The sequence below is a fragment of the Streptomyces sp. UC4497 genome (genome assembly GCF_054871485.1).
This window is the reverse complement of record NZ_JBTYHB010000013.1, coordinates 136,867-150,039: the sequence shown is the minus strand read 5'-3', so window position 1 is coordinate 150,039 and position 13,173 is coordinate 136,867. Positions and strand designations below refer to the sequence as shown.

Sequence of the window (13,173 nt, the reverse complement as noted above, 5' to 3'; positions counted from 1 at the left end):
AAGCTGCGGATGTGAACGGTGGCCACCGCTGTGTGCGCCAAAGTTGGTTCAGACCAATCGAGTTGTCAAGACCTGTGGCGCGCACGTCAACGGCGCCGGACGGAAGGTCCGGCGCCGTTGACGAAGGCGGAAGGGCGGTGGGTTCAGCCCAGTCCGCGCAGGTAGGCGGCCTGCCCCACGTGCTGCAGATCGTCCGCGAGCACGCTGATGAGCCGGACCCCCAGCGTCACCGGCGGATCCCAGCCCTCGTCCACGACACGGTCGAGATCGGCGTCCTTCAGGCCGCCGAGGAACCCGAGCGTCTGCTCGTGCACCGCGTCGTAATAGCCCGTGAGGAGCTCGCCCGAGGCGACCCGCACCTGGCCGACCTGCTTCGGAGTGTGCCCGTACCCGGTGTCCGACTCGGCGAGCGGCAGATCGAACCGCTCCGCCCAGCCGCCCGCGAGCCACACCTGCTCGAGTCCCGCGGCATCGGCGATGTGGTCGTCCTGAACCCGGGTGAGATGCCAGATCAGCCAGGCAATGGAATTCGCCGTGTCTTCCGGCCGCTCGTGCAGCGCGTCGACGGAAAGCCCCTCGACGGCCGCGTGCACCTCTTCCTGAATACGGCTGTAACCGTCCATGAGTACGTCATGTGAGCGCATGCGTGCAGTGTCTCCGACGTGAGGGATTTCGGCCAACGGGCGCCGTGAATATGCCCGGAGAGTGGCGTGAAAGCAATGGTGACACCGTCTCCCAGGTGCCGATACTTGACGAGGGAACGGTTGAACGTTGTTCGTGGGCGGCGACCCGCGGGCCAATTGCCCGGGTAATTCTCGCCGTTGCGGTGGATCACTGATCGTTTGGCACAACAGTCAATGCAGCCGGGCGCCAGGCAATGGGGGAGACCGTGCACGACGAATTCCTGTGCCACGTCACCGCGTACGGAATCTGCGGTGGTCGGCGCGTGGGTGTTCCGCTCGGCACATATCGCGCCCCCACTCTCGCGCTGGCCCTGTGGTGGCTGCGCGACCGGGCCATGTGGATGGCCGAGCGCCTCGACCCCCGCCCCGGCCTGAGCCACTTACCCGAGGGTGCGCTGACGCCCATGGCCGATGACGCACCCGACGTGCCGGAACAGCTGCGGGCCTGGTGCGGCGACCCGGACCAACAGGAGAACGTCGCGGAGGAGTTGGCCTCCGGGCGACTCGTCAGGATCGTGACCCGCGACGACACCACCGAGTACGAGCTCCTCGCCGAGTCCGTCGACGCGGTCCGCATGGCCCGCACCCAGCCGCGCCGCCGCGGCCCACGGCGCCGTATGACGGTTACCAATAGTCACTGACAAGAGTGACACGGCGCTTGATCGCGTCGACTCCGGGGCAGTCTGATCACGCTCAGTAAGAACGATCACTCCGGGGTCACCGAAATGAAGCGCTTCATGAAGCACAGATCCGTGCTGCTCGCCCTCGCCCTCCCACTGCTCGGCGGTGCCACGACCGCCCTCGCACCCGCCTCGGCCGCCGCGCCCGGCGCCGTACCGCCCGGCCAGGTCTGCTTCTGGACCGAAATCGGCATGCACGGCCAAGCGTGGTGCTACGGACCGCCCGGCTACGCCGACGCGGAGAACGGGACGGCGCGCCACGCCACCTCCTTCGACTCCCGTGTCTCGGGAACCGTCTACGCCATCAGCTACACCTCGACCGGCTGCCTCTACCGGGAGATCAGGCGCGACGACTACTCCGAGAACTGGGAGTGGGCCGGAAAACTCGACGGTGTCTCGGACACCACCATGGGGTGCGAGCAGGGCTGAGCCCGCCATGAACCGCCGAACCCGCGCCCTCACCACCTTGGCCTGCGCCCTGCTGCTCCCGCTCGCGGGCTGCACCGCAGAGCACACCGACCGGCCCGCCCGCACACCCGACGACACCATCAGGGCCGCGACCCAGACGCTCACCGACCGCTGTCTGACCCGTCAGGGCCTCACACCACCCCGGCCGGGGCAGCGCCCGGCGAACCGGGCGGAGGAACAGCGTGTCGCCGCCGCCCTCTTCGGCCGGCCACCCGCCGAACTCTCCCTGACCCTCGCGAACGGCATCCCCGTACGCGCCCACACCGACGGCTGCCTGGCCGCCGCCCAACGCACCCTCTACGGCGACCAGAAACGCTGGTTCCAGGTGTCGACCGTCCTCAACAACCTCAAGCCCGAGGCCGCCCACCGCGACCTCAGCCTCGCCTCCGTGCGCGCACGGCACCGCGCCGAACTCACCGACTGGCAGCGCCTGCGGGAGCGCGCGCTCGACGCGTCCACCCGCGTGCTGCACACCTCCACCCACTGACCCCGCAAGGAGAACAGACCTCATGAAGCACCCGATCGCCCTGGCCACCGCCGCGGTCCTCGCCCTCGGCGGCGCCGCGCTCCCCGCCACCGCCTTCGCGGCCCAGTGCCCCAGCGGCGAGTTCTGCGCCTGGACCGACGCCAACTACACCGGAATGCGCTGGAACTGGTCCGGCGACGACCACGACTGGGAGGACGGCATCCAGGACGAGGACTCCTCCTGGGCCAACCACGGCATCTCCGGACCAGGCATCAAGGACCACGTCCAGGTCTACGAGAACCCAGGCCTCGTCGGCTTCGGCACCGTCTGTCTCGCGCCCGGCCAGGAGATCGCGTCCAACGGCTGGGCCAACGACAGCGGCGACTCCCACACGTGGACCATGGAGTGCTGAACTCGCGCACCAGTGAAGTGAGTTCAGAACGTGTCGGCGGTGTGCGGCACTAGCTCCGTGCGCAGCGCGGCGTCGAGCATCGACGCCGCGCCCCGCGTGTGCTCCACCACCAGGCCCGCGCGCACCAGCGCCGACACCGGCGTCGCCGCCATGTACGCGGTCGCCAGATCGCGGGCCTCCAGGCTCAAATCGGGCGCGTCGGCCGTGGGCGCGTACGAGAATCCGTCCGGCGAGGCGATCAGACGGAACGTCCCCGCGTTCGCCGGGATCCGCTCGTCACGGACCGCGAGCACCACGTCCACGGGCGCCGCCCAAGTACGGGCCGCGAGCGCCGCGCGCACGTCCACCAGGCGCACCCACAGCGCCGGTTCGACGCTCTTGACGCTCACCTGGTCGCGATCGGTCGCGAACAGCAGCAGGGGATCGTCCAGCGGCCTGCCGTGCGCGCGGACCGTGCCCGTCAGATCGATGTCCGCGAGATACCGCCACAGCGCCGCCGCACCCGCCGACGTATCGGCCTCCAGCTCCTCGACGCTCACCAGGCCCGGCACGCCCCCGGACCAGTCGCCCGACTTCGTGCGGTAGATCGCGTAACCGGCGAGCGGATCGCCGAGCGTCACCACGCGCGGCGGCGACAGGCTTTCGTCCTCCTCGTCCTGCCGCGCCAGCCACTGCTCGCGCCACCACGCGTGCGTACGCGCGTGCCGGCTGGCACGCAGCCCGCGCGTCGACTCGAAGTACGGCGCGAGCACGGCGGGCACCGAGTCGGCGTCGAGCAGGCGCAGCGGACGCTCGTCGGGCGAGATGCGCAGCCCCAGCGCACGCCGCGAGTCGATCTCCACGGTCGCCCCGTACGTGCCGGGACCGAAGCCGAACCGGCCGTAGATCGACGCCTCCGACGCCCACAGAGCGGCCAGCGGCGCGCCCTGTTCGGCGCAGCGGGCGAACAGCTCGGCCATCATCGCCGACAGCACGCCGCGCCTGCGGTGCGTGGGGGCGACGGAGACGTACGACAGGCCGGGGCAGGGGAGGTCGCCCCCGCCCGGCACGGAGACGGTGAAGGGATGGGCCGCGGCGAAGCCCACCAGTTCCTCGCCGTCGTACGCGCCGATCCGCAGGCAGCCGGAAAGCATCTGCTGTTGCTGCTTGCGGCGTTCGTCGTCGGGTGACTCGTGGAAGACGAGATGGGCGAGCGCCAGGGCTCGTTCGATGTCGGACTCGGGTACCTCGCGGAGGCGGACGGAACCAATGATCATGATCATCGACTGTAGTGGCGCTCCGCCGTACCCACCTCAGCGGCGCCGACTCCGCTGAGGTGGGCAGGCGGCGGGGTCCGGGCCGCCCGCCCGAGCGCGTGCGGCCGTCGCCGACGCGCGCACACGGGGACTTCGGTCCGAAGGGGCCGGACGGATGCACCCGGGTCCGAAAAATCTCACCCGCGATCGCCCCGACCGCGCAACCGGTCGCCGAGGCGTCTCATGCCGCGCCGGGCGTGGCTCTTGACCGTGCCCAGCGGCCAGCCCGTGCGCTCGGCGATCTGGGGTTGCGTCAGGTCCTCGTAGAACGTGAGACGCAGCACCGTGCGTTGCGTGCTCGGCAGTCGTGCCAACTCCTGTGACAGCACGAGCCGTTCGACGACCGTGTCCATGCCGGCGTCGGTCGCGGGTTCGCGGCCGACCGAGGCGGCGTGCCGCCCGGCCGCCGCCTCGAACAGCGCCGCGCGACGGCTCCGTGCGGCGAGCGCGTCCGCGACCCGGTGCCGCGCGATGCCCGTCAACCAGGCGGACGGCGGGCCCAGTTCCGGTCGATATCCGGACCGGCCGCGCCAGGCGGCGAGGAAGACCTGCTGCATCACGTCCTCCGCCTCGGAGCGGTCGCCGAGCGCCCGCTGGGCCAGGCCCCGCACCAGCGGCGCCCACCGCCGGTACACCTCGGCGAGGCAGGCTACGTCACCCGAGGCGAGACCGTCCGCCAAGGCGGCCTCCGACACCTCGCGCGGGTCGACGTTCCGCGACAGCATCCCTGGGATCCTCAACGCCCCGTCAACTCCTTGAAGCGATCCTGAACTCGACTCGTAACGGCCAGGACCGGACGCGCGCAGTGCTCGCCGGGTCACGGCCCGGTCATCCTGGAAACGATTCCCGCTGCCCGACAACCCGCATCGGTTGTGCGTCGTATCGTGGGCCGATGGACGAGGGGCAGCAGGTTCGCGAAGCGGCACCATCGGAGGCGGGCGTCACCACCGGCGCCCTCGCCAGGAGGCTCGGGGTCTCGCCGACGACCCTGCGCAGCTGGGACCGGCGCTACGGGCTCGGGCCCGCGCAGCGCTCGACGGGACACCACCGGCGCTGGACCGCGGAGGACATCGCGGTCGTCGAGGAGATGTGCCGGCTGACCACGACGGGCCTGCCGCCCGCCGAGGCCGCGCGCCTCGCGGGCAAACGCCTTGCGACGGAACCCGCCGGGCTGCCGCTCCAGCGCTCGGCGCCGGCCGCGCCCGCCTCGCCTGCCACGCTGGAGCGCCAGTGCCGGGGCATCTCCCGCGCCGCGACCCGCATGGACGCGCCGACCGTGCAGAACCTGCTGACCGAGGCGGTGACGGAGCACGGCCTGGTCACCGCCTGGCAGGACGTCATGGCGCCGGTGCTGCACGCCGTGGGCCGCAAGTGGGAGGAGGCGGGCGACCGGTACGTCGAGGTCGAGCACCTGCTGTCCTGGCACGTCTCGCGCACCCTGCACCGCGCCGCCGCCTCAGCCGAGTCAACCCTGGCGCTGCCGCCGCTGGTCCTCGCCTGCGTCCCCGCCGAACAGCACGTGCTGGCCCTGGAGGCGCTCAGCACCGGGCTGAGTCAACTGGGCGTGCCGCAGCGGATGTTCGGGGCGGCCGTGCCGGTGGAGGCGGTGTCGGCCGCGGTGCGCCGGACCGGGCCGCGCGTCGTCGTGCTGTGGGCGCAGGCCCGCTCCACCGCGAGTCTTCCGCTGGCCCGGCACCTCGCCGAGACCCGCTGGGGGGTGCGTGGCGCCCGTGCCAAACCCGCCGTGATGCTGGCCGGGCCCGGCTGGCTGGGCCGGGGCGTGCGGGGCGCGCTGCACCCGGCGACGCTGCCGCAGGCCCTCGACCAGATCGCGCGCCACTATCCGGAGCTCAGTCGAGCCCCCGGGCCCGCTTGAACCGGGCGAGACCGTCCGGCAGTTCGACGATCGGGTCCGGATAGTCGCCGAGGGCGGCCCGGTCGAGCCCGGTCGCCTTCCACGGCGTGTGCACCGCGGGGCCATCGACGTCCGCCAACTCCGGTACCCAGCGCCGTACGTAGGCGCCGTCCGGGTCGTAGCGCTTGGCCTGGGTCACCGGATTGAGCACCCGGTTCGGGCGACTGTCCGTGCCGGTGCCCGCCATCCACTGCCAGTTCATCTGGTTGTTCGCGACGTCCCCGTCCACCAACAGGCTCAGGAAATGGCGCGCGCCCACCCGCCAGTCCACGTACAGCGTCTTGACGAGGAACGACGCGGTGAGCAGCCGGCCCCGGTTGTGCATCCAGCCCTCGTGGCGCAGCTGCCGCATCGCGGCGTCCACCACCGGATATCCCGTACGCCCTTCCTGCCACGCCTCGACGTCCCGAGGTGCCTTGCGCCAACGGTCGTGATGCGTGCGGTAGTCGGCATGCGCGGCGTCGGGCCGGGCGGCCAGCACCTGGTGGTGGAAGTCCCGCCAGGCCAGTTGCCGCACGAACGCCTCCGCGCCCGGGCCGCCCGCCGCGCGCGCCCGGTGCACGGCCTCGACGGGGCCGATCGTGCCGAAGTGCAGATGCGGGGAGAGCCGCGACGTGGCGTCACCCGCGAGGTCGTCGTGCCGGTCCTCGTACGCGGCGATCCCCGAACGCAGCCAGGAGGTCAGCAGCGCCCGCCCCGCCTGTTCACCGCCCTCGGCGAGCCCGGGCGACACCCCCGACACGTCGGTCCGCTTGGGCAGTACCTCGCCGCCCACGCCGTCGGGCACCCGGACGGCGCGCGGCGCCCGCACGACGGCCCGCGTCCCGTGCTGTGCCCAGTGCCGGTGGTAGGGAGTGAACACCGCGAAGTGGTCCCGGGCGTCGGGCGTGACGGCGCCCGGCGGAACGCAGGTGACGACCCCGTCGTGCGCCACCAGGTCGCAGCCGAGGCGGTGCAGCGTGTCCCGCAGCCGGTCCTCCCTGCGGTGCGCGTACGCGGAGACGCCGCCCGCCACGTGCACGACGCACGCGTCCGTCTCGGTCACCACCTTCGCCACCTCGTCGACCACGTCGCCCGAGCGCACCACGAGCCGCCCGCCCCGGTCCCGCAGCGCCGCGTCCAGGTCCCGCAGGCAGTCGGCGAGAAACGCCTCCCGGTTCGGGACGAGGAACCCGTCGACTCCCGTGTCCCGGACGAACAGCGGCACCACCGCGTCCGCCGCGGTCAACGCCGCCCGCAGCGGCGGGTGGTCGTGCACTCGGAGATCGGAGGTGAACAGGACGACGTGGACACGCACGGAAGGGCTCCTGGTGGGGAGGGAGGCAAGCGGGCTACGTCAGGCCTTCCCGGCCGACGGCGTACACGGATGCACGATCACCCGCATGAGCTGCCCCCGTCGGGGCCCCGCTCGGCCGTGGCGGCGATGTTGCGCGCCATCCCGCCGAACACCACGGAGTGGAACGGCGCCACGCTCCACCAGTACGCCTGGCCCGCCAGGCCGTGCGGATGGAACAGCGCCCGCTGCCGGTAGCGGGAGCGCCCGCCGTCCGCCGCCTCCACGGACAGTTCCAGCCAGGCGAGGCCCGGCAGCCGCATCTCGGCGCGCAGCCGCAGCAGCCGGCCCGGCTCGATCTCCTCCACGCGCCAGAAGTCCAGCGAGTCGCCGACCCGCAGCCGTGCCGCGTCGCGCCGCCCACGCCGCAGCCCGACGCCACCCACCAGCCGGTCGAGCCACCCTCGAACCGCCCACGCGAGCGGCAACGAGTACCAGCCGTGCTCCCCGCCGATCCCCTCCACCACGTCCCACAGCCGCTCCGGCGAGGCCTCGACCAGCCGCTCCCGCTCGTCCTTGTAGAGGCTGCCGCCCGCCCAGTCCGGATCGGTGGGCAGCGGATCGCTGGGGGCGCCCGGCAGCGAGGCGGACGACCAGCGGGTGGCCACCTGCGCCTCCTGGACGCGGCGCAGCGCCAGCCGCACCGCCTCGTCGAACCCGATCGGGGAACCCGGCGGATACGCCACCCACTCCTTGATGTCGTGCTCGTGGCAGACGACTTCGTGGCGCAGCGACTCGGTGAGCGGGCGGGCGATGGAGGCGGGCACGGGCGTCACCAGGCCGACCCAGTGGCTCGACAGGCCGGGGCTGAGCATCGGCACCCCGACCACGACACGCCGCGGCAGCCGCGCCACGGCGGCGTACCGGAGCATCATGTCGCGGTAGGTGAGCACGTCGGGCCCGCCGACATCGAACGCGCGGGACACCTCCGACGGCATCGCCGCACTGTCCACGAGGCAGCGCAGCACGTCGCGGACCGCGATCGGCTGGATCCGGGTGTGCACCCAGCTGGGCGTCACCATCACCGGCAGCCGTTCGGTCAGATAGCGCAGCATCTCGAACGAGGCGGACCCGGACCCGATGATCACGGCCGCGCGCAGCACCGTCGTCGGCACGCCGGAGTCGAGCAGGATGTGCCCGACCTCCGCCCGCGAGCGCAGATGCGGCGACAGCTCCCGCTCGGGCACGCCCGCGGGCGTCAAACCGCCCAGATAGACGATCCGCCGCACACCCGCCCGGCGCGCCTCTTCGGCGAAAGCCGTCGCCATCTCGCGGTCGGTGCGCTCGAAGTCCTTGCCGGTGCCGAGCGCGTGCACCAGGTAGTACGCGACGTCGATGCCGCGCAGCGCGGCGCCGAGCGAGTCGCGATCCGTGAGATCGCCCTGAGCCACCTCGACATCGCCGGACCACGGGTGATCCCGGAGCTTGGCGGGGGAGCGGGCCAGGCAGCGCACCTGATGTCCCGAGGCGAGCAGCTCCGGTACCAGGCGGCCGCCGATGTAGCCGCTCGCCCCGGTGACCAGGCACCGCTGTCCGGCACGTTCCGCGTTCATGGGTCTCCCTCGCTCGCCCCCTGTCCACCACGTTCCGCCCCATGACCGACTTCCGCATCAACAGCGAGGGTGGATGCAGCGGCTCCGAAGGGTCGGGTCCGAAGGTCAGGGCCGCTCGGGTGCCACCTCTTTCAGCCGCTCCCCGGTGTCGAGACGGGCCGCCACCCGGACGGTGCCGTGCTCGGGTGCCCGCACGGCCAGGGTGCGGCCCTCGCGGGACGTGGTCTCCGCACCGCTCGCCTCGATCCGGGTGACCGCGCGGCTTCCCGCCGCCAGGAGGTACCAGTGGCCGTCCGGCGCCTTCCACCGGGTGTGGGCGACCACGTGCTGGCCGAACCGGCTGCACGCCGCCGTGGCCCGGGCCCGGCCGACCAGCTGCGCCGGTTCGGTGGCCGCGCCGGGTGCGCGCAGCAGGAGGGCGACATCGCCCGGGCCCCGCCAGGTGGAGGCGCGTACGCAGGACCAGACCGCCCGGCCCGCGTCCCTCGGCAACCGCTGCTCGGCGAAGTCCCACGCGTTCACGGCGCGCACGGCGCCGCCCCGCCACGGCTGGAGCCGGCAGGCGGTGCGCGCCCATGCGACCAGCGCCTGGCTGCCGGTGGCCTCGCGCGGCTGCCGGGGCGGAGGCGTGCCGTGTCCCGGCAGCGGCGTGTACGTGAGGTGCACGGGCGACAGACCGCCGAGGTCGGCGAGCAGGAACGAGTGGTCCTCCACGATGCGCGACGAGGAGCGCAGTTGGAGCACGGGGCGGCGGGCGCAGCCGTCCGCCAGCGCGACCGGAACGGCGTCGCTCACCCCGTCGTCCGACACGTCCAGGGGCCGTCCCTGAGTGTCGGGCCGCAGGAGATCGCGGGTGGTCGCCTCGGTGATCCACGGCGCCGTCAGATAGCGGGCGGAATCGTGGTCGCGGGTGAGGACGACGGCCGCGGCCGTCGTCACGTCGGCGTCATCGACCCGGGCCAGCGCGAGCCCGGCAGGTCCGTCGCCGTCCGGCGCGGTGTAGCGGGCCAGCCGTTCGCCGTCGCTGAGGAGCACCACGGTCCGGCCGTCGACGTCGCCCGCGAACAGCAGTTGCGGGGCGCGTGGCGGTGGGTCGGCCGCGGTGTCCGGGGTCCGGCTGACGCGTACGGCGTCGGAGGGGTCGGCCCACGCGGCGAGCGCCCGGTCCAGCAGGGCGGTGTCGTCGGTCCGGTCGCCGCGCGCGGGCCAGGCCGTGAAGTCGACTCGTGACGTGTCGGCCCAGGTGTCCCGCCCGGCGCGGGTGAGGTCACCGGAGGTGAGTGCTGCCAGGACCGGGGCGCCCCCGCCCGCCGCTTCCCGGTGCGGGGCGGGATCGGGGGCGAACAGTGCGGCCGCCGCGACGACGGCCACGGCCCCGACCGCGAGGGCGGCGCGGGTCCGCCGCGCGCGGCGCAGCAGATCCGTGGGACGCGTCTGCACGGAGCACGCGTCGAATTCCTGGGAGCGCAGCAACGCCGCGGCGGCGGGCCCGGATTCGGCGTCGAGACCGACGGACTCCCGCACGGCCGCCCCGGCATCCGCCACCCCGGCCGCGGCCAGCAGCGCCGTCGCCCGGTCCGCGTCCATGGAGTCGATGTGCCGGAGTACGAACGCGGCGCGCGCCGGAGCCGAAGCGCCCGAGAGCGCACGGACCAGCGCGAGCTCCTCGGCGCCGCCGGAGCGCGGAAACAGGCGCAGCCCCCAGACCACGGGGAGCCGGGGCAGCAGGATGCGGGGCGGCGGGAGGGCCGCGGGCCAGCCGGTCGGCCGGTGCGCGAAGGACAGAGCGGTCCGCAGAATGCGTACGCGCAGCGCGTCGGTGGCGGTGTCGGTGTCGGGCTCGGAGCCGTCGTCGGGGGCACGGGGCCCGGGTACGGAGGCCGGGCGTCCCGGCAGCGCGCGCTGGACAGCGGTGTGGGCGAGCAGCACCCGGCGGTGGCGGGTGAAGACGGCGGGGAGCGTCAGATAGGCCAGGCGTACGAGGCCGGTGTACTCCTCGAGCAGAGCTGCCTCGGCCTGGTCGGTGGCTATCCGTGAGCGGGGGATAATGCTTTCGCGACGAAGCTGGGGCATGGCAGACCTCTCCCGGAAGTCCGTAGGGACACGGTGTCGTCCTTCAAACGACGAGCCGGGGAGTCGGTCACCCCGTTGAATCCGGCAGGACTGCGCGGCCTCATGCGGGGTATCAGCAGGCTGCGGGTGTCCATCGCGGAGTCCTGCAGGCGTGAAAGAGACACGAATGACCGAGTACATGGACGGGACACTGATCCCCACGGGCTTCGACGAGGCAGTCGGGCCACTGATGCAGGCGACCCACTACGCGGGTGACGAGGGTTGCCTGGCCGACGCGCGCAGGTTCGCCGACATGTTCCTGACGCGGCTGCGCCAGGAGTGGTGCGTCGAGCTCGACTCGCGCACGGCCGGGGACGTCCTGCTCGTCGTCAGCGAGTTGATCACGAACGCGGACCGGCACAGCGCGGGCCCGTACGTCCTGGAACTCGAGGGCACGTCGCGGCACGTCGCCGTCACCGTCTACGACAGCAGCGCCGCCGTGCCGGTGCGCTTCCCGCGGGACCCGGCGCGCGTGGGCGGGCACGGCCTGGAGATCGTCGACGCGCTCGCCGTCGTCTCCGTGGAGCAGGTGCCGGTCGGCAAACGCGTGCGCGCCGTGCTGACCCTCGCCTCCTGAACGGCCCCGGAACCTCCCGAGCGACCCGCGCCGTGGGGGCGCGACGCGGTGTTCCATGATGGTGTCCCTGACCCGTGAACGCGCCGGTCAGGGCCATCTGTTCAGGAGGACGACATCGACACCGCAGACACGAGGGGCACGGTGGGCGAACTCGCCGCCGCGCTCCCGGACAGCACCCTCGTCACCGACCCGGACGTCCTCGCGTCCCTCGGCCACGACGACGCCGAGTGGGCGCCGATGGGCCGGCCGCTCGCCGCGGTGCGCGCCACGTCCGCCGAGGAGGTCGAGTCCGTGGTGCGGGCCTGCGCGGCCCGGCGGATACCGGTCGTCACGCGGGGCGCGGGCACGGGACTCTCCGGCGGGGCCAACGCCGTCGACGGCTGCCTCGTGCTCGACGTGTCGAAGATGAACCGGATCCTCGAGATCGACACCGAGAACCTGATCGCCGTCGTCCAGCCCGGAGTCGTCAACAACGACCTCAAGGCCGCCGTCGCTGAGCACGGCCTGTGGTACCCGCCGGACCCGGCCAGCGCCCCCTGGTCCACGATCGGCGGCAACGTCTCCACGAACGCGGGCGGCCTGTGCTGCCTCAAGTACGGCGTCACCCGCGACTACGTCCTCGGCATGGAAGTCGTCATGGGCGGGCCCGCGGGGGAGTACGGCAGCCGGGTCCGGCTCGGCCGGCGCACCACGAAGGGCGTCGCGGGCTACGACCTGACGAGCCTGTTCGTGGGCTCCGAGGGCACTTTCGGCGTCATCACCGAGATCACGCTGAAGCTGCGGCCCGCGCCGGCCGCCGAACCCCGGACCGTGGTCGGCAACTTCGACAGCCTCGTGGCAGCGGGCGCCGCCGTCGCCCTCGTCACGAGCCGGGGCCTCGCGCCCGCCGCCCTCGAACTCCTCGACCGCGCCTGCATGGAGGCCGTGGAGAACTGGAAGCACCTGGGCATCGAGCCCGGCGCCGAGGCGATGCTGCTCGCCCGCATCGACGCCCCCGGTGACGCGGGCGAGGCCGAGGCGAGCGCGGTGGCCGACGCCTTCCGGGAGGCGGGGGCGCTGTGGGCCGAGCAGTCCACCGACGCCGTCGAGGCCGAGGCCCTGTTCGACGTACGGCGCCTCGCGTATCCCGCGCTCGAGCGGCTCGGCCCGGTGCTCACCGAGGACCTGTGCGTGCCGCGCTCCGCCGTGCCGCAGATGCTCGCCACCATCGAGAAGATCGGTCGCAGGCACGGCGTGCGCATCGCGACCATCGCGCACGCGGGCGACGGCAATCTGCACCCGCTCCTGATCACCGAGCCCGGTGACGAGGCGGAACGCGTCGCCGCGCAGGCCGCCTTCGAGGAACTCCTTCAGGCCGCGATCGCGGCGGGCGGCACGGTCACGGGCGAGCACGGCGTCGGCCTGCTCAAGCGCGGCGGCATGCGCAGCGAACTGGGCCCCGCCGTCTGCGCGTTGCAGCGGGCCGTGAAGGAGACCCTGGACCCGCTTGACCTGTTCAACCCCGGCAAGGTCGTCGGCGAGGACTGAGACTCCGACAACTCCTGGCAGCCCACCGCGTGGCAGCCCGTTCCGCGGCACGCCGTCCCAAATGAGGCAATTGTCCTTTTATCCGCCTTACGGTGCGGGGGTCGGTGTCCGTGTGGGGGGACGTACAACGCCCCCGCCCGGGGCGCGGATTG

At 73.0% G+C, this 13,173-nt stretch carries 13 protein-coding genes; 7 read left to right on the top strand and 6 right to left on the bottom strand.

Annotation, left to right across the window (positions count from 1 at the left end):
* Positions 1-143 precede the first annotated feature (143 nt).
* Positions 144-644 (bottom strand): mycothiol transferase, encoded by a 501-nt coding sequence (locus tag ACYSUO_RS20375; RefSeq protein WP_461777597.1) that lies wholly within the window; start codon positions 642-644, stop codon positions 144-146.
* 245 nt (positions 645-889) lie between these two features.
* On the opposite strand from ACYSUO_RS20375, the gene ACYSUO_RS20370 reads away from it, so the two are divergent.
* The 4 genes from ACYSUO_RS20370 (at position 890) to ACYSUO_RS20355 (ending at position 2,709) form a co-directional block, all read left to right on the top strand.
* Positions 890-1,324 carry a hypothetical protein gene (locus ACYSUO_RS20370; protein ID WP_461777596.1) on the top strand — a complete coding sequence of 145 codons (435 nt, stop codon included), beginning with the start codon at positions 890-892 and terminating at the stop codon, positions 1,322-1,324.
* A gap of 96 nt (positions 1,325-1,420) precedes the next feature.
* Complete coding sequence (locus tag ACYSUO_RS20365) at positions 1,421-1,792, top strand: hypothetical protein (protein WP_461777595.1); 372 nt, start codon at positions 1,421-1,423, stop codon at positions 1,790-1,792.
* A gap of 7 nt (positions 1,793-1,799) precedes the next feature.
* Positions 1,800-2,318 carry a hypothetical protein gene (locus tag ACYSUO_RS20360; RefSeq protein WP_461777594.1) on the top strand — a complete coding sequence of 173 codons (519 nt, stop codon included), beginning with the start codon at positions 1,800-1,802 and terminating at the stop codon, positions 2,316-2,318.
* 22 nt (positions 2,319-2,340) lie between these two features.
* Complete coding sequence (locus ACYSUO_RS20355; protein ID WP_461777593.1) at positions 2,341-2,709, top strand: peptidase inhibitor family I36 protein; 369 nt, start codon at positions 2,341-2,343, stop codon at positions 2,707-2,709.
* A gap of 23 nt (positions 2,710-2,732) precedes the next feature.
* Here the strand turns inward: ACYSUO_RS20355 and ACYSUO_RS20350 are convergent, their stop codons facing one another.
* Together ACYSUO_RS20350 and ACYSUO_RS20345 are read right to left on the bottom strand one after the other, a co-directional pair.
* The gene (locus tag ACYSUO_RS20350; RefSeq protein ID WP_461777592.1) at positions 2,733-3,965 is read right to left on the bottom strand and encodes a GNAT family N-acetyltransferase; all 1,233 of its coding nucleotides are present in this window, start codon (positions 3,963-3,965) and stop codon (positions 2,733-2,735) included.
* Between the two features lie 176 nt (positions 3,966-4,141).
* On the bottom strand, positions 4,142-4,729 hold the full coding sequence (locus ACYSUO_RS20345; protein WP_461777591.1) for an RNA polymerase sigma factor: 588 nt from the start codon (positions 4,727-4,729) through the stop codon (positions 4,142-4,144).
* A gap of 167 nt (positions 4,730-4,896) precedes the next feature.
* On the opposite strand from ACYSUO_RS20345, the gene ACYSUO_RS20340 reads away from it, so the two are divergent.
* The gene (locus ACYSUO_RS20340) at positions 4,897-5,880 is read left to right on the top strand and encodes a MerR family transcriptional regulator (protein WP_461777590.1); all 984 of its coding nucleotides are present in this window, start codon (positions 4,897-4,899) and stop codon (positions 5,878-5,880) included.
* On the opposite strand, the gene ACYSUO_RS20335 is transcribed toward ACYSUO_RS20340, so the two are convergent.
* The 3 genes from ACYSUO_RS20335 to ACYSUO_RS20325 all read right to left on the bottom strand — a co-directional run bounded on the left by ACYSUO_RS20335 (position 5,855) and on the right by ACYSUO_RS20325 (position 10,878).
* On the bottom strand, positions 5,855-7,216 hold the full coding sequence (locus tag ACYSUO_RS20335; RefSeq protein ID WP_461777589.1) for a cryptochrome/photolyase family protein: 1,362 nt from the start codon (positions 7,214-7,216) through the stop codon (positions 5,855-5,857). The two genes, ACYSUO_RS20340 and ACYSUO_RS20335, sit on opposite strands and share 26 nt — an antisense overlap.
* Before the next feature lie 77 nt (positions 7,217-7,293).
* On the bottom strand, positions 7,294-8,805 hold the full coding sequence (locus ACYSUO_RS20330) for an SDR family oxidoreductase (protein WP_461777588.1): 1,512 nt from the start codon (positions 8,803-8,805) through the stop codon (positions 7,294-7,296).
* 105 nt (positions 8,806-8,910) lie between these two features.
* Complete coding sequence (locus ACYSUO_RS20325) at positions 8,911-10,878, bottom strand: hypothetical protein (RefSeq protein ID WP_461777587.1); 1,968 nt, start codon at positions 10,876-10,878, stop codon at positions 8,911-8,913.
* A 166-nt stretch (positions 10,879-11,044) separates the two neighbouring features.
* On the opposite strand from ACYSUO_RS20325, the gene ACYSUO_RS20320 reads away from it, so the two are divergent.
* Positions 11,045-11,494 carry an ATP-binding protein gene (locus tag ACYSUO_RS20320; RefSeq protein WP_461777586.1) on the top strand — a complete coding sequence of 150 codons (450 nt, stop codon included), beginning with the start codon at positions 11,045-11,047 and terminating at the stop codon, positions 11,492-11,494.
* A 141-nt stretch (positions 11,495-11,635) separates the two neighbouring features.
* On the top strand, positions 11,636-13,021 hold the full coding sequence (locus ACYSUO_RS20315; protein WP_461777585.1) for an FAD-binding oxidoreductase: 1,386 nt from the start codon (positions 11,636-11,638) through the stop codon (positions 13,019-13,021).
* Positions 13,022-13,173 lie beyond the last annotated feature (152 nt).